A 15,904-nucleotide genomic window follows, 5' to 3' on the forward strand; every position below is an offset into this window, starting at 1 on the left:
ATCAGCCTAGCGGCGCGGTCGTCGCACGGGCCCGGCGGCGACCGGTGAAAAGCCGTTCGTCGCCCGGTCGGTGCCGCTCGTCGCATCCGCCCGCCGATCGCCCCGCATCGGCACCGTCCGGTTCCTAGCGTTGGATCACGCAATGACGCGCACACAAGGAGCATCCATGTCATCACCTTCTTCGCGCCGCTCACGGGCCGGCGCCACCCTGGACGGCGAGCCCGAGCTCGTCGGCGACCCGAACCTCCCGCCCACCTCTCTCACTCCTGAGCAGGACGCCAAGGAATCCCGCTGGACCCTGCCGAAGATCATCCTCTGGGCCGCGATCGCGCTGCTGGGCGCCGTCGCCTGGACGATGCTCGCGATCGTCCGCGGTGAGACCGTCAACGCGATCTGGTTCGTGTTCGCCGCGGTCTGCACCTACCTGATCGGCTACCGCTTCTACTCCAAGGTCATCGAGCGCTACATCACGCGCCCGAACGACCGGCGTGCGACGCCCGCCGAGGTCAAGCAGGACGGCAAGGACTTCGTCCCCACCGACCGGCGCATCCTCTACGGCCACCACTTCGCCGCGATCGCCGGCGCCGGCCCGCTCGTCGGGCCCGTGCTCGCCGCGCAGATGGGCTACCTCCCCGGCACGATCTGGATCATCGTCGGCGTCGTGCTCGCCGGTGCCGTTCAGGACTACACCGTGCTGTTCTTCTCGATGCGCCGCGGTGGGCGCACCATCGGCCAGATGGCTCGCCAGGAACTCGGCAAGATCGGCGGCACGGCCGCGATCATCGCCGCGCTCCTCATCATGATCATCATCGTGGCGATCCTCGCCCTGGTCGTCGTCAACGCGCTCGGCGAGAGCCCGTGGGGCGTCTTCTCGGTCGCGATGACCATCCCGATCGCGCTGTTCATGGGCGTCTACCTGCGCTTCCTCCGCCCGGGCAAGGTCACCGAGGTCTCGATCATCGGCTTCGTGCTGCTCATGGCCGCGATCGTCGGAGGCGGCTGGGTTGCCGGCACCGAGTGGGGCGCAGCGATGTTCCACCTCGACCGCGGCGTCATCGCGTGGGGCATCATCATCTACGGCTTCATCGCCGCGATCCTGCCCGTCTGGCTGCTGCTCGCACCGCGCGACTACCTGTCGACCTTCATGAAGATCGGCGTGATCGTGATGCTCGCCGGCGCGATCGTGATCGTGCGCCCGGAGATCTCGGTCCCCGCCGTCACGGTCTTCGGCGAGAACGGCCTCGGCCCGGTGTTCGCCGGGCCCCTGTTCCCGTTCCTGTTCGTCACGATCGCCTGCGGTGCTCTGTCGGGCTTCCACGCCCTGATCTCGTCGGGGACGACCCCGAAGCTCATCGAGAAGGAGCGTCAGACGCGCTTCATCGGCTACGGCGGGATGCTCATGGAGTCGTTCGTCGCGATCATGGCGCTCGTCGCCGCGATCTCGATCGACCAGGGCATCTACTTCGCGATGAACGCGTCGGCGGCATCCACCGGCGGCACGGTCGAAGGAGCCGTGGCATTCGTGAACTCGCTGGGGCTCACGGGCGTGAACATCACGCCGGAGATCCTCACCGGCACGGCCCAGGCCGTCGGCGAGCCGTCGATCGTCTCGCGCACCGGTGGCGCCCCGACGCTCGCGCTCGGCCTCGCGCACATCATGCAGCAGGCGCTCGGCGGTCAGGCGCTCATGGCGTTCTGGTACCACTTCGCGATCATGTTCGAGGCGCTGTTCATCCTCACGGCTGTGGATGCCGGCACCCGTGTCGCCCGCTTCATGCTGCAGGACACGATCGGCGCCTGGTTCCCGAAGTTCCGCGACGTCTCGTGGCGTCCCGGCGTCTGGATCTGCACCGCGATCATGGTCGCCGGCTGGGGCTACATCCTCATCCTCGGCGTCACCGACCCGCTCGGCGGCATCAACACGTTCTTCCCGCTGTTCGGCATCGCCAACCAGCTGCTGGCGGCCATCGCGCTCGCCGTGGTGATGGCGATCGTCGCCAAGCGCGGCAAGAACTACCTGCGCTGGCTGTGGATCGTGGCTCTTCCGCTCGCCTTCACCGCCGTGGTCACCATCACGGCATCCATGTACAAGATCTTCTCCCCCGTGCCCGCGATCGGCTACTGGGCGAACAACTTCAAGTACCAGGAGGCGCTCGCGTCGGGCGACACGAGCCTCGGTGAGACCGCCGTGCTCGAAGCCGTCATCCGCAACACCGCCGTGCAGGGCACACTGTCGATCATCTTCGTGGTGCTCGCGATCATCGTGATGATCGTCGCGATCCTCGTGACGATCAAGGCGATCCGGAACGGCGGCGGCGAGAACACCGAGGACGAGCCGGTGGCGTCCCAGCGCTACGCGCCCGCCGGCTTCATCCCGACCAAGGCCGAGCGCGAGCTCGAGAAGGAATGGGAGCCGATCCTGGCAGACGAGCGCCGGACGTCGGCGCACTGAGAGGATCACATTCCATGACGAATCAGACGGATGCCGTGACCGACCCGCTCCGCGCGCTCGCCGCGTGGGCGGTCAGGGCCGGTCGCGGCATCCGCTGGTACATGCGCAATCTCATGGGCGACACCGCCTACGAGACGTATCTCGCGCATCACCGGCGGACGCATCCGGACGAGCAGCCCATGACCGAGCGGCAGTTCTGGCGCGACCGCATGGACGAGCAGGACCGCAACCCGGGAGCCCGCTGCTGCTGAGAAGGCGCCGGGCAACCTATGCTTCGGATGCAGTTCATGCGTCCAAAGCGACAGGTTAGGAAATCGACGAGGTCTCGGCCCTGCTGAGCAGATGAGATGGATGAAGGAGTACGGCGCAGGCCGTCATCATCCGCCTCCATCGTGGGAGGCGTCTGCACAGAGGAGACAGCATTGGGCTCTCACACGGCTAAGGCGCCGATGTCGAACAAGAAGTTCCTTGCCATCTGGATTCCGATCGTCGCTTTCGTGGCGATCCTCGCCGTCGGGGTGAACGTCGCCATCGGCATGTTCCGCGGCGCGATCGAGTCCTACATGGGTACGGGAACGTACACGGTCAACAAGGCCGAGGGAACGGACGACCTCGACACCGACTACTACACCGCCGACTACGAGACGGTGGACGAGGCGAAGGCCGCCTCGTCGCAGCTCGTGGCCGACATCGCCGACGAGGGCATGGTCCTCGTCAAGAACAACGGCACGCTGCCGATCCAGACCGGTGCGGTCACGCTGCTCGGGCGCGGTGCGGCCGACCCGGTGTACGGCGGCTCCGGTTCGGGGACGGCCGACACCCGCACGGCCGTGAACATCCGTCAGGGCATCGAGGATGCGGGCTTCACCGTCAACGACACGGTCTACCAGCAGCTCGCAGACTTCGCCGAGGCCAACCCCGCCTCCGAGGGCGGCCGCACAAACATCGTGATGGACGAGCCGGAGAAGTCGAACTACAACATCGGCGAGATGCCCGTCTCGGAGTACTCCTCCGCATCGCTGGACAGCTTCGCCTCCTTCGCGGACGCAGCGGTGATCGTCATCGGTCGCGGCGGCGGCGAGGGCGGCGACCTGGCGACCAACATGGAGGCCTGGGACGAGAACGCCGAGCCCGGTCAGCATCAGCTCGAGCTGAACAAGGACGAGAAGGACCTGCTCGCCCTCGCGAAGGAGAACTTCGAGAACGTCGTCGTGGTCGTCAACGCCTCGACCTCCATGGAGCTCGGGATCCTCGAGGAGGACGAGGGCGTGGACGGCATCATCCTCGCCGGCTCGCCCGGAGCCGCAGGATTCAGCGCGCTCGGCCGCATCCTCTCCGGTGAGGTGAACCCCTCCGGCCGCACGGTCGACATCTTCTCGTCCGACTTCACGGCCGACCCGACGTTCGTGAACTTCGGCGATTTCGCCTACTCGAACATCGACTCCGCCTACTTCGTGGACTACGAGGAGGGCATCTACTCGGGTTACCGGTACTACGAGACCGCAGCGGAGGAAGGGTTCATCGACTACGACGAGGCCGTCGTCTACCCGTTCGGATTCGGTCTGAGCTACACGACCTTCGACTGGGCGCTGACCGGTCAGGAGCTCGGCGGCACCGACGGTGAGATCTCGGTCGACGTCGAGGTCACGAACACCGGAGATGTCGCGGGCAAGGACGTCGTGCAGCTCTACTACTCGGCCCCGTACACCCCCGGCGGCATCGAGAAGGCGCACGTCGTTCTCGGCGCGTTCGGCAAGACCGGTCTGCTCGAGCCCGGAGCATCCGAGACCGTGACCCTGACGTTCGCGGTCGAGGACATGGCGTCCTACGACAGCGAGGGTGCGGGAGCATACGTGCTCGAGCAGGGCGAGTACGAGATCACGGTGCAGAAGGACTCGCACACCGTGGCCGACGGCATCGCCCCGATCGCGTACGAGGTGGGCTCGACCGTCGAGTACACGGACGGCCGCGCGAGCGACGACACCCCGGCCACGAACCGGTTCGATGACATCACCGAGGAGTTCACCTCCGGGGCTCGCACTGCGTTCTCCCGCGCGGACTTCGCCGGTACGTTCCCGACGGCACCCGAGGGCGACGACCTCGTCGCGAGCGACGCCACGGTCGCGGCCTACGAGCCCTACGACGCCGCCGCGGCGGCATCCGACTCCGACGCCGAGGAGCCGACCTGGGGCGCCGAGAACGGCCTGTCGCTGATCGACCTGCGCGGTCTCCCGTGGGACCACCCGGCCTGGGAGCAGCTGCTCGACCAGCTCGACGAGGACGAGGTGGTGGCGCTGCTGACCAGCGGCGCGTACAACACCGCCGCGATCGAGGACATCGGCAAGATCCGCACCGACGATCTCGACGGACCGGCCGGCTTCAGCTCGTTCATCAACCCCGATCTGTGGACCGGGACGGCGTTCCCCTCCGAGTACCTGATCGCACAGACCTGGAACGTCGACCTCGCCGAGCAGATGGGCGTCGCGATCGGCAACGAGGCTCTGACGATGGGCTCCAACGGCTGGTACGCGCCCGCCGTGAACCTGCACCGCTCGCCGTTCGCCGGCCGCAACTTCGAGTACTACTCGGAGGACCCGCTGCTCTCGGGTGCGCTCGGTACCGCCGTCGTCGACGGCGCGCTCACCAAGGGCGTCTACAGCTTCACGAAGCACTTCGCCATGAACGACCAGGAGACCAACCGCGTCAACGGCAAGGGGCTGTCGACCTGGGCGACCGAGCAGACGATCCGCGAGCTGTACCTGAAGCCGTTCGAGCTCATCGTGAAGGACGCCGCCGGTGAGGTGACCTACTACGACGCGGACGGCGAGGCGCAGACCACCGAGATCGGCAGCACTGCGGTGATGAGCTCGTTCAACCGGATCGGCGCCACCTGGGCCGGCGGTTCTGCGGCGCTCATGAACGACGTGCTCCGTGAGGAGTGGGGCTTCCGCGGCATGGTCATCACGGACTTCAACCTGTACGACTTCATGTACACCGACCAGGCCTGGGCGGCGCAGGGCACCGACCACATGCTGACGTTCGAGAACTTCAAGACGGTGGAGGACACCGACAGCGCGTTCGCGCAGCAGAACCTGCGCTTCGCGATCCACAACGTCCTGTACACGGTGGCGAACTCGAACGCGGTCAACGGCATCGCCCCCGGCGCCTCCCTCACGTACAACCCGGCGCCGTGGGAGATCTGGGTGCAGATCCTCACGATCGCGCTGTGGGTGCTCGTGGCGGCCGGCATCGCATGGATCCTGTTCCGCACGCTGCGCAGTCGCAACCGGCCCGCGGTGGAGACCGTCGATTCCGCCGTATCCGAGTCCGTCGACTGACACCTGAACGATGCGCGGCCGGGGGCTCCCCGGCCGCGCATCAGGAGATCGAGAACGTGAAAGACACCGCGGCGCTGCTCGCCGACCTCAGCCTCATCGAGAAGGCCGCCCTGCTCAGCGGGGAGAACACCTGGCAGACCAGGACCATCGAACGTCTCGGCATCCCGCCGGTATGGATGTCCGACGGACCGCACGGCGTGCGCAAGCAGGTCGGGTCGGCCGACCACCTCGGTCTGAACGACTCCGAGAAGGCCACCTGCTTCCCGACCGCGGCGACCGTCGCGTGCAGCTGGGATGAGGGGCTGGCCGCCGAGATCGGTGCGGCGCTCGGCCGCGAGGCGTCGTCCCAGGGCGTCGGCGTGCTGCTCGGACCCGGGCTGAACATCAAGCGCAGCCCCCTGGGCGGGCGGAACTTCGAGTACTTCTCCGAGGACCCCGAGCTCGCGGGACGCCTCGCGGCCGCGTACGTGCGCGGCATCCAGAGCGAGGGCGTCGCAGCGACCCCGAAGCACTTCGCCGTCAACAGCCAGGAGCTGCGCCGCATGGTGAGCGACTCGGTGATCGACGAGCGCACGCTGCGGGAGATCTATCTCACCGCGTTCGAGATCGTCGTCCGCGAGGCCGAGCCGTGGGCCATCATGTCCTCGTACAACCTCATCGGCGGCATCTACGCGCACGAGCACCCGCACCTGCTCACCGACATCCTCCGTGAGGAGTGGGGCTTCGACGGTGCCGTGATCAGTGACTGGGGCGGCGGGAACGACGCCGTCGCCGCAGCGGCCGCCGGTGGAACGATCGAGATGCCCTCGCCCGGATTCGACTCCGCGCGTGAGATCGTCGCCGCGGTCGAGAGCGGGCGCCTCGCACTCTCCGACCTGGATGCGCGGGTCGCCGAAGTGCTCACGCTCGTCCGCCGAGTGCACGAGCGCGTGGAAGCCGCCGTCGTCGACGCCGATGCCCACCATGCGCTGGCCAGACGCGCCGCCGCCGAGTCCGCGGTGCTCCTGCGCAACGAGGGCGACCTTCTCCCGCTCGCAGCCGGGACGCCGGTGGCGCTGATCGGCGACTTCGTGCGCCGCCCGCGTTATCAGGGCGCCGGCTCCTCTCTCGTCAACCCGACCCGCCTCAGCACGCTCGCCGATGCTGCCGAGGCTTCCGCGCTGGACGTGATCGGTATCGCCGACGGGTTCCGCCGCGACGGCACCGCCGACCCGCAGCTCGTCGCCGAGGCCGTCGCCCTGGCCACCGAGGTCGACGTGGTCGTCCTCGCACTCGGGCTCCCGGAGATCTCCGAGTCGGAGGGGCTGGACCGCTCCACGCTCGCGCTCCCCGAGGCCCAGCAGGTGCTGCTCCGCGAGGTCCACAGGGCCAACCCGCGCACGGTCGTCGTCCTCAGCGCCGGCGGACCGGTCGAGACCGCGCCGTGGATCGGATCGGCAGAGGCCCTCATCCACGCCCACCTGGGCGGGCAGGCGGGCGCCGAGGGGATCGTCGACGTGCTCACCGGTGCGGCGGGCCCCGGTGGGCGGCTCGCCGAGACGGCTCCGGTCGCTCTCGCGGACACCCCGACCGCTGGTCGGTTCCCCAGCACTCAGCGCACCGCGGAGTACCGGGAGGGCCCGTTCATCGGCTACCGGCACTATCTCAGCGCCGGCGTTCCGACCTCGTTCCCGTTCGGTTTCGGACTGGGGTACACGACGTTCGAGCTGACGGACTTCGAGGCGGATGCCGCGGGCGTGACCGTCACCGTCACCAACACCGGCGCCCGCGCCGGCAGCGAGGTCGTGCAGGTCTACGTCGGGCGGGTCGGTGACAGCCGCGTCGCACGGGTGGCCACCGAGCTCAAGGCGTTCACGAAGGTGCGCCTGGAAGCCGGTGCGTCCGAACGGGTGCACCTGCCGTTCACCGACCGCGCGTTCCGGTACTTCGACGTCGTCGAAGACCGGTGGAGCATCGAACCCGGTCGCTACCGAGTGACGGTCGGGCGCCATGCGGAGGACGATGAGCTCGCCGCCGAGATCGACGTCGTCGGCGATGATTCGTCGGTCCAGAGCGCTGCGGCCGGCACGTACGGCGGGTCGGACGCGGAGTTCGAGCGTGTGCTCGGGCGTCCGCTGCCCGAGGCGCAGTGGGGCACCGGGCCGCTCGGCATCAATGACCCGATCGACCGTCTGGCGGTCGCGCGGAACGGCCTCGCCAGAGCCGCGTTCCGCGTTCTCGACCGACGCCGACGCAAGGCCGAGGATGCCGGCACTCCGGACCTGAACATCCTGTTCATCTTCAACGGGCCGTTCCGCGTGATCTCGAAGATGAGCGGAGGCCTGGCGACCCGCGAGGTGACCGACGCCGTCCTGTCGCTCGTCAACGGACGCACGATCCCCGGTCTCGCCCGCGTCGTCGCCGCGTTCTTCCGCGGCAGGCGCGCCGAGAGGAAGACCCGCGCGGAGTTCCGATCCGCGAGTTCCGAGAGGAGTCGCTGATGCTGACCGCGATCAAGAAGTGGTGGGGCGAGTTCCAGATCAAGCATCCCGAGCTGTCCAAGTTCGGCATGTTCTTCCTGCTCTCCAACGGCGTGACGGTGCTGCAGCTGGCGCTCATGCCTCTCTCGCGCTGGTCCTTCGACACGTTCACGAACCTGACCGACGTCGACTTCCAGGTGCTGCCGGTCGGCTCCGACGTCGACGGCGGCCAGTACTACATGTTCGACTACGCGGCGGGGGCTCTCCCGGCCGGAGGAGGCGGCCTCGCCTACTTCCTCGCCGTGCAGCTGACGCTGCTCGTCGCGCAGGTGATCAACTTCTTCCTGCAGCGCAACATCACCTTCAAGTCGAACACCTCGGTGTGGGTCGCAGCGGCCTGGTACGCGGCGGCGTACGTCGTGATCACGTTCATCGCGGCCGCGGCGCAGGGGTTCTACAAGGCGCCGATCTACGATCTCCTCATGAACATCTGGGGATGGGGTGCGACGGGTGAGGTGATCGCCGATGTGATCACGATGATCATCAACTCGGCCATCTCGTTCTGGGTCTTCTACCCGATCTTCAAGCTCATCTTCCGTCAGCAGGCGCCCGTGGCCGCTCAGGCGGACGCGCCGTGAGCCGCGAGGGTGCGCAGGGAGCGACGCCTCAGCCGGTTCTGACGGTCGTCGTGCCCGCCTACAACGCCGAGGACTACCTGCGCCGGGCGCTCGATCCGCTGCGGACGGTGCGCGGCGTCGAGGTCATCGTCGTCGACGACGGGTCCTCCGACGGGACGGGTGCGATCGCCGACGAGTACGAGGCCGCCGAACCCGGTGTGTACCGCGTCATCCATCAGGTCAACGCCGGGCACGGCGGCGCGATCAACACCGGCCTCGCGCATGCGCGCGGCCGGTACTTCAAGGTTCTCGACGCCGACGACTGGTTCGATGTCGGATCCCTCGTGCGGACCATGAGCACGCTGGAGTCCCTCGAGACAGAGGGCGGCGTCGATGCGCTGTTCACGGACTACGTGCACGAGCGTCTCGGCAAGTCCGCCAAGCGCACGCGTTTCGGATCGGCGTTCCCGGCAGGGCGCGTGTTCGCCTGGGACGAGGTCGACCGGCTCGGCCGCCGTCAGATCCTGATGATGCACGCCGTGACGTACCGCACGGACCTCCTGCGCGAGATGGGCCTGCACCTGCCGGAGCACACGTTCTACGTCGACAACCTCTTCGTGGTGGCACCGCTGGCGCGGGTCCGGCGCATGTACTACCTGCCCGTCGAGCTGTACCGGTACTTCATCGGGCGAGCGGATCAGTCCGTCAATGCCGGGGTGATGCTGCGCCGGGTGGATCAGCAGCTGCATGTGAACCGCCTGGTCCTCGCGGCACTGCCCTCGCACGTGGACGTCGCCGGAGGGTCCGTGCCGACCCAGGCGTACGCGACTCTGCTGCAGTACGTCGAGGCGGTGTGCGCGGTCACGTCGGCGACGCTCGCGCGCGGCGGCACGGCCGAGCACCGCGCGCAGCGCGATGCTTTCTGGGCCGAGATCCGGGCGGACAACCCGTGGCTGTACACCCGGCTCCGCCGGACGTTCGTCGGTGCCAGTGCGAACCTGCCCGGTGAGGCCGGGCGGCGCATGACCACGCTCGCCTATCATGTAGCCCGACGTGTCGTGGGGTTCAGCTGACGGAGGTGGCGTGATACGCATCGGGGTCGTCGAGGACGAGCCGGACAGCATCGACCGGCTCCTCTCGCACCTCGACCGCTTCCAGCGCGAGAGCGGTGAGAGGTTCCATGTCGGCGCGTTCTCCGACGGCGCCGAGGTGATCGCGGACTACCGTCCGGAGTGGGACGTGCTGTTCCTCGACATCCGCATGGCGAAGGTCGACGGCATGACGGCGGCCCGCCGCATCCGCGAAGTCGACTCGCAGGTGATCATCGTCTTCATCACCAGCTCGCCGCACTACGCCGTCAGCGGGTACGAGGTCGACGCGCTGAGCTACCTGCTCAAACCGCTCGCGTACGCATCGTTCGAACAGGAGATGCGACGCATCCTCTCGAGGCTGCGGCAGCGCGAGCGGCGCGAACTGCTGTTCACCGCGGTGGACGGCGTGCACCACCGGGTCGCCGTGGACGAGATCCTGTACATCGAGAGCGCGGGACACCGCGTCGAGGTCCGAACCATGGACGCCGACCATCAGGTCGTCTCGACTCTGAGGGCGATGGAGGCAGAGCTCGCCGGCGACGGGTTCATCCGATGCCACAGCGGACTGCTGGTGAACCTCCGTCATGTCACCGGGGTCGAGGGCAGCGACTGCCGTATCCGCGGAGGGGCCCGCCTGCCGATCAGTCGCCCGCGCAAGAAGGACTTCCTCGCCGCGCTCACCGAGCACATCGGCTCCCGGGGGAGCACGGCATGAACGGTGCGGCCGAGGCCGTGCTGGCGGACATCCCGCGCCACCTCACGGCTCTCGCCGAGTGGAGCGCCTGCATGGTCTACGTGTGGCTCGCGGGTCGTCGGCGCGGACGGTGGACGACCGCGGGGATCGCCGTGGTGGGACTCGCGGTGCTGCTCGCCGTGCAGTGGTGGGCGGGGACGTTCCCGCTTGCCCTGTGGATTCCGGGGATGCTGCTCGCCGCCGCGACGATGTTCGGGCTCATCCACGTCTCGGCCCAGGCGACGGCGGTCACCTCCGGGTACCTCACGGCGCGGGCATTCGTGCTCGCCGAGCTCGCGGCATCCGCGTACTGGCAGCTGGACCGGTTCTACGGGATCGGCGACTCGCCGCTCGGCCAGACGATCGCCTGCCTGATCCTCTACGCCGTCGTCTTCGGCGCGGCCCGGTGGGTCGAGCGGTACAACTTCAGATCCGCCCCGCTCGTCGCCGCCCGCGGGGAGCTCATCGGGGCGATCGCGATCGCGGTGGGCACGTTCGGCATGTCCAATCTCAGCTTCGTCAGCGTGAACACGCCGTTCAGCGGCCGCTTCGGCCCGGAGATCTTCTACATCCGCACCCTCGTCGATCTTGCAGGCTTCATCGCCCTGTACGTGCAGCAGCGCATGCGCAACGAGGCCCGTGCGCGTCGGGACGCGGAAGCCATGGCGCAGCTTCTGCGCAGCCAGCACGATCAGTACGAGATCACCCGCCGTTCGATTGACGACGTCAACAGCAAATACCACGACATGAAGCACCACCTGGATGCGCTGCGGGCCGAAGGGGATGCCTCGGCGCGGGGCCGCATGCTCGACGAACTCGAGGACTCCCTGCGCGGCTACGGCGCGGTCGTGCACACCGGGAACCACGTGCTCGACGCGATCCTCACCGCCAAGCGCGGCTTCGCGAAAGAACACGACGTCGACGTCTCGTACGTCGCCGACGGCACGCTGCTCGACTTCCTGCGTCCCCTCGATCTGACCGCGATCGTCGGCAACGCGATGGACAACGCGATCGAGGCCGCCCGCGCACTGACGGACCCTGATCGCCGCATGGTTCGCCTCGCCCTGTTCGCACAGGACGATTTCGTGATGCTGCGCGTGGAGAACACCTACGACGGCGTCGTCGAACGCGAGAACGGGCGCATCGTCACGCTCAAGACCGGCGAGGGTCACGGCTACGGCCTCCGCAACATCGAGACCGCGGCCCTCGCGTACGACGGCACCGTGACGATCGTCGACGGAGACGAGTGGTTCTCGCTCCGCCTGCTCTTCCCGCGCGGGGCTGTGCGCCATGACTGACGCCGTCGTGCTCGCCGCCATCCTCGGCGTGCTCGGCGGCATTGTCCTGACCGTGCTGCTGCTGCTCGCGTGGCGGCTCGCACGCGGAACCGCGGATCTCGGCAGCGCCGCCGAACGGGCCTCCTACGAGGTCATGCACCATGCGAGCCTCGCCGCCCGCGACCTGCGCGGCGGGCTGAACGGGCACGACGTCGCTCGCGCGGCGCGGCACTTCCGTGTGCTGCTGGGCAGCGCTGCTGTCGCGATCGTCGCCGACGACGACTCGGTGGCGATCGACGGCGCCGCCGACGGGCTCGAATCGTCGGCCGTGCGGATCGCGGCCCGCGTCCGCGAGTCGGGCAAGCGGCAGGTCTTCCCGAATCCCGACGGCGAGGAGCTCGAGGCGGTCGGCGCTCCGATCGTCGTGGACGGTGCCGTCGTCGGCGTGGTGGTCGCCTTCGCGGCGCCGGTCCGCGCCGCGCTGGTGCGGGCGGCGGGCGAGGTCGCCGACTGGTGCGCGGCGCAGGTCGAGCTCGGCGAGCTGGATGCTTCGCGCACAGCACTCGCCGAGGCCGAGCTGCGCTCCCTACGCGCCCAGATCTCACCGCACTTCATCTACAACGCGCTCACCGCGATCGCGTCGTTCATCCACGCCGACCCGGAACGCGCGCGCGACCTGGTGCTCGAGTTCGCCGACTTCACGCGCTACTCGTTCCGGCGCCAGGGGGAGTTCACGACTCTGGCGGAGGAGCTGCAGAGCATCCACTCCTACCTCACCCTCGAGCGTGCCCGCTTCGGCGACCGTCTCGAGGTGACGCTGCGGATCGCGCCGGAGACCCTGGCCACCGTCATCCCGTTCCTGTCGGTCCAGCCGCTCGTCGAGAACGCCGTGCGGCATGGTCTGGAACCGGGCGAGGGCGGCGGGACGATCCGCATCGCGTCGGTGGACGACGGAACCCATACCGAGATCACGGTCGAGGACGACGGCGTGGGGATGGATCCCGAGTCGCTGCGGACGCTCCTGACCTCGGCGGTCGACGGCGCGCACGTGGGCCTGCGCAACGTCGACACGCGCCTGCGTCAGATGTACGGCAGCGACGGGGGACTGGTCGTGGAGACGAACACCGGCGCGGGTACGCTGGTGCGGATGCGGGTCCCGAAGTCGCAGCCGATGCACGACCCCGCATTGGATGGAGTGCGATGATCGACGTCCTCGTCGCCGATGACGAGCAGCCCGCGCGAGACGAACTGGCCCACCTGCTGCGGCGAGATCAGCGCATCGGCGAGATCGTCCTCGCGGCATCCGGCGCGCAGGCGCTGCGCGAGCTCACCGAGCGGGCCGTGACCATCGCCTTCCTCGACATCCACATGCCGGGGCTGGGCGGCATGGACCTGGCCCGCTCGCTCGCGGCGCTCGCCGAGCCGCCCGCCGTCGTGTTCGTGACGGCAGACGACGCGCGCGCGGTCGACGCGTTCGACGTGCGCGCCGCCGACTACCTGCTCAAGCCCGTGCGCACCGATCGGCTCCGGCGCGCGATCGACCGCGTTCTCGAGCTGGGCGGCGCGGCGGCGGCCCCGTCGGGCGACGAGGTCCTGACCGTCACCGTCGGGTCGAGCGTGCGCTTCGTGCAACGCAGCGAGGTGCGCTGGGTGCAGGCTCAGGGCGATTATTCGAGGCTGCACACGGCCGACGGGACCGGTCATCTCGTGCGCATCCCGATCTCGGAGCTCGAGCAGCGGTGGGCCGACGGCTTCGTCCGCGTGCACCGCTCCTATCTGGCAGCGGTCGCGGCGATCGACGAGGCGCGGCTGTCGGGCGCCGAACCGTCCGTGTCGGTCGGCGCGGTCGCGCTGCCGGTGAGCCGTCGTCTGCTCCCCGGCGTCCGTGAGGCGCTCGTCCGGCGCGAGGGTGCGCGATGACCGAGCATCCCCCGCGGCGTGTGCGGGTGACCGCCGACGCGCCGTCCGTCGCCCGCTCCCTGAGCCTGTCGAAGGGTGCCGCGGCCACCCGGGGCATCGCTCTGCCAGGATCGCCGGTCGACGATGCGGATGCCGTGTACGCGCGCGCCCTGCGCCGCAGCCAGCTGCGCCTCGCGCTCGGCACGGTCGCGGGCTTCGTCGTCGTCACGGCGGTGCTCACCCTCGTCATCGTGCTGATCCCCGAGATCGATCAGGTGATCGTCGCGGGGCTTCCGCTGTCATGGATCCTGCACGCCTTCGCCTTCTACCCCGTGATCATCCTCTTCGCGCTGCTGTACGCGCGCGGGGCCGCACGCAACGAGCGGGCGTTCCAGACGCTCGACGAGCGCGGATGAACCCCGTCTTCGACCTGGTCGGGGTCACGCTGGTCATCATCGCGACGCTGCTCATCGGCGTGTACGGGCTGCGGGTGTCGCGCACGACGGGCGACTTCTTCGTCGCCTCGCGCACCGTGCGGCCAGTGTGGAACGCCTCGGCGATCAGCGGGGAGTACCTCTCGGCCGGCACGTTCCTGGGGCTGTCGGGCCTCGTGCTGCTCGAGGGGGCCCGGGGGTTCTGGTTCCCGATCGGGTACGCCGCCGGCTACCTGCTCGTGCTCGTCTTCGTCGCGGCTCCCCTGCGGCGCAGCGGCGCGTACACGATCCCGGACTTCATCGAGGCGCGGCTGGAGTCCCAGCGCGCGCGACGCGTGACCAGCCTCGCCGTGCTCGTCATCGGATGGCTCTACATCGTTCCGCAGCTGCACGGGGCAGGCCTCACCCTGACCGTCGTCGCAGGGCTCCCGCCCTGGGCCGGCGAGGTGGCGATCGCCGTGCTCGTGGCGGGTTCCGTGGCGGCGGGAGGCATGCGTGCGATCACGTACGTGCAGGCGTTCCAGTACTGGCTCAAGCTCCTCGCCCTGCTGATCCCGCTCGTGTGCATCGTCTTCGCGCTGACCGGCGGTCCGCACGACATCGATCCTGTGGCGGTGTTCCCCGTCGAGGCGGGGCCCGCAGGGTTCGGGCTGTACGAGACCGTCTCGCTCATGCTCGCCCTGCTGCTGGGAACCATGGGCCTGCCGCACGTCCTGGTGAGGTTCTACACGAGCCCAACCGGCGTCTCGGCGCGGCAGACGACGGTGCTCGTGATCGTCATGGTGAGCGCCTTCTACGCGGTCTCGAGCGGAATGGGCCTGGTCTCGCGGATGGTGGCTCCCGACCTCGCCGATCCGGCGGTCGCCGACACCGCCGCGCTCGTCCTGCCGTCGCGGGTGTTCCCCGGCCTGTTCGGCGAGCTGCTCACGGCACTCGTCGTCTCCGGCGCCTTCGCGGCGTTCCTGGCGACATCGGCCGGCCTCATCGTGTCGCTCGCGGGGGTGGTGAGCCAGGACGTGTTCTCGGGATCAGTTCGCTCGTTCCGGATCTCGGCCGTGCTCTGCGCGGCCGTTCCGCTCGCGATCGCCCTCCTGACGGCCCCGGCCGGGCTGGGCTCGAGCGTCGGGATGGTGTTCGTGTTCGCGGCATCCATGCTCTCGCCCGTCGTGCTGCTCGGCGTCTGGTGGGCGGGGTTGACGGCGCGAGGCGCCGTCGCCGGCATCGTGACCGGGGGCGTCGCCTGCGCGCTGTCGCTCGTCGTGCACGCGGCCGTGGGCGGCATCGGTGTCGCCGCGCCCCTGCTGGCTCAGCCCGCGGCGTGGACCATCCCGCTGGCGACGGCGGTGAGCGTCGGCGTCTCGCTGCTCGACACCCGGGGCACGCCGAGCCGGGCCGACCGGTACCTCGCCCGGCTGCACACCCCGGAGCGGGGATAGGCTGCGGGACCCGCAGATCGCGGACCCACGCAGACAGGCGAAAGGCCCCGGTGGTCCCTGTCATAGGTCGCATGGTCTCTGGCGAATCGGCCAATAGCGTCCTCTCCGAGGCGCCATTAGCTTGAGCGACAGTGCCGGTCACGGGACCGCACACGATCATCGGAGAAC

Annotated in this window: 12 protein-coding genes; all 12 read left to right on the forward strand. The window is 69.0% G+C overall.

The window, feature by feature from the left end; genetic code table 11:
• Positions 1–166 precede the first annotated feature (166 nt).
• The 12 genes from AB0269_RS11660 to AB0269_RS11715 all read left to right on the forward strand — a co-directional run bounded on the left by AB0269_RS11660 (position 167) and on the right by AB0269_RS11715 (position 15,736).
• Positions 167–2,452: a carbon starvation CstA family protein gene (locus AB0269_RS11660; RefSeq protein WP_366211365.1), complete on the forward strand. Its 2,286-nt coding sequence runs from the start codon at positions 167–169 to the stop codon at positions 2,450–2,452.
• A 14-nt stretch (positions 2,453–2,466) separates the two neighbouring features.
• Complete coding sequence (locus tag AB0269_RS11665; RefSeq protein ID WP_366211366.1) at positions 2,467–2,703, forward strand: YbdD/YjiX family protein; 237 nt, start codon at positions 2,467–2,469, stop codon at positions 2,701–2,703.
• 198 nt (positions 2,704–2,901) lie between these two features.
• Entirely contained in the window at positions 2,902–5,790 is a 2,889-nt protein-coding gene (locus AB0269_RS11670; RefSeq protein ID WP_366211367.1) for a glycoside hydrolase family 3 N-terminal domain-containing protein, read from the forward strand.
• A gap of 56 nt (positions 5,791–5,846) precedes the next feature.
• Positions 5,847–8,270 carry a glycoside hydrolase family 3 C-terminal domain-containing protein gene (locus tag AB0269_RS11675; protein ID WP_366211368.1) on the forward strand — a complete coding sequence of 808 codons (2,424 nt, stop codon included), beginning with the start codon at positions 5,847–5,849 and terminating at the stop codon, positions 8,268–8,270.
• Entirely contained in the window at positions 8,270–8,887 is a 618-nt protein-coding gene (locus AB0269_RS11680; RefSeq protein ID WP_366211369.1) for a hypothetical protein, read from the forward strand. Before AB0269_RS11675 ends, AB0269_RS11680 begins: the two co-directional genes overlap by 1 nt.
• On the forward strand, positions 8,884–9,939 hold the full coding sequence (locus AB0269_RS11685) for a glycosyltransferase family A protein (RefSeq protein ID WP_366211370.1): 1,056 nt from the start codon (positions 8,884–8,886) through the stop codon (positions 9,937–9,939). The genes AB0269_RS11680 and AB0269_RS11685 overlap by 4 nt, the downstream gene beginning before the upstream one ends.
• A 10-nt stretch (positions 9,940–9,949) precedes the next feature.
• Positions 9,950–10,672: a LytTR family DNA-binding domain-containing protein gene (locus tag AB0269_RS11690; protein ID WP_366211371.1), complete on the forward strand. Its 723-nt coding sequence runs from the start codon at positions 9,950–9,952 to the stop codon at positions 10,670–10,672.
• Positions 10,669–11,988, forward strand: a complete 1,320-nt coding sequence (locus AB0269_RS11695) for a GHKL domain-containing protein (protein ID WP_366211372.1) — start codon at positions 10,669–10,671, stop codon at positions 11,986–11,988. Before AB0269_RS11690 ends, AB0269_RS11695 begins: the two co-directional genes overlap by 4 nt.
• Positions 11,981–13,171 carry a sensor histidine kinase gene (locus tag AB0269_RS11700; protein WP_366211373.1) on the forward strand — a complete coding sequence of 397 codons (1,191 nt, stop codon included), beginning with the start codon at positions 11,981–11,983 and terminating at the stop codon, positions 13,169–13,171. Before AB0269_RS11695 ends, AB0269_RS11700 begins: the two co-directional genes overlap by 8 nt.
• Complete coding sequence (locus tag AB0269_RS11705) at positions 13,168–13,887, forward strand: LytTR family DNA-binding domain-containing protein (protein ID WP_366211375.1); 720 nt, start codon at positions 13,168–13,170, stop codon at positions 13,885–13,887. The genes AB0269_RS11700 and AB0269_RS11705 overlap by 4 nt, the downstream gene beginning before the upstream one ends.
• Positions 13,884–14,282 carry a heavy metal transporter gene (locus AB0269_RS11710; RefSeq protein WP_366211376.1) on the forward strand — a complete coding sequence of 133 codons (399 nt, stop codon included), beginning with the start codon at positions 13,884–13,886 and terminating at the stop codon, positions 14,280–14,282. Before AB0269_RS11705 ends, AB0269_RS11710 begins: the two co-directional genes overlap by 4 nt.
• Positions 14,279–15,736 carry a cation acetate symporter gene (locus AB0269_RS11715; protein WP_366211377.1) on the forward strand — a complete coding sequence of 486 codons (1,458 nt, stop codon included), beginning with the start codon at positions 14,279–14,281 and terminating at the stop codon, positions 15,734–15,736. Before AB0269_RS11710 ends, AB0269_RS11715 begins: the two co-directional genes overlap by 4 nt.
• The last annotated feature ends 168 nt before the right edge of the window (positions 15,737–15,904 follow it).

The sequence above is a fragment of the Microbacterium sp. NPDC077644 genome, from assembly GCF_040702785.1.
Lineage (GTDB): Bacteria > Actinomycetota > Actinomycetes > Actinomycetales > Microbacteriaceae > Microbacterium.

What these genes read in the sequence shown, in the direction of transcription:
- AB0269_RS11660 (WP_366211365.1), top strand. Translation starts at nt 167, where the DNA reads ATGTCATCACCTTCTTCGCGCCGCTCACGGGCCGGCGCCACCCTGGAC.
- AB0269_RS11665 (WP_366211366.1), top strand. Translation starts at nt 2,467, where the DNA reads ATGACGAATCAGACGGATGCCGTGACCGACCCGCTCCGCGCGCTCGCC.
- AB0269_RS11670 (WP_366211367.1), top strand. Translation starts at nt 2,902, where the DNA reads ATGTCGAACAAGAAGTTCCTTGCCATCTGGATTCCGATCGTCGCTTTC.
- AB0269_RS11680 (WP_366211369.1), top strand. Translation starts at nt 8,270, where the DNA reads ATGCTGACCGCGATCAAGAAGTGGTGGGGCGAGTTCCAGATCAAGCAT.
- AB0269_RS11695 (WP_366211372.1), top strand. Translation starts at nt 10,669, where the DNA reads ATGAACGGTGCGGCCGAGGCCGTGCTGGCGGACATCCCGCGCCACCTC.
- AB0269_RS11700 (WP_366211373.1), top strand. Translation starts at nt 11,981, where the DNA reads ATGACTGACGCCGTCGTGCTCGCCGCCATCCTCGGCGTGCTCGGCGGC.
- AB0269_RS11705 (WP_366211375.1), top strand. Translation starts at nt 13,168, where the DNA reads ATGATCGACGTCCTCGTCGCCGATGACGAGCAGCCCGCGCGAGACGAA.
- AB0269_RS11710 (WP_366211376.1), top strand. Translation starts at nt 13,884, where the DNA reads ATGACCGAGCATCCCCCGCGGCGTGTGCGGGTGACCGCCGACGCGCCG.
- AB0269_RS11715 (WP_366211377.1), top strand. Translation starts at nt 14,279, where the DNA reads ATGAACCCCGTCTTCGACCTGGTCGGGGTCACGCTGGTCATCATCGCG.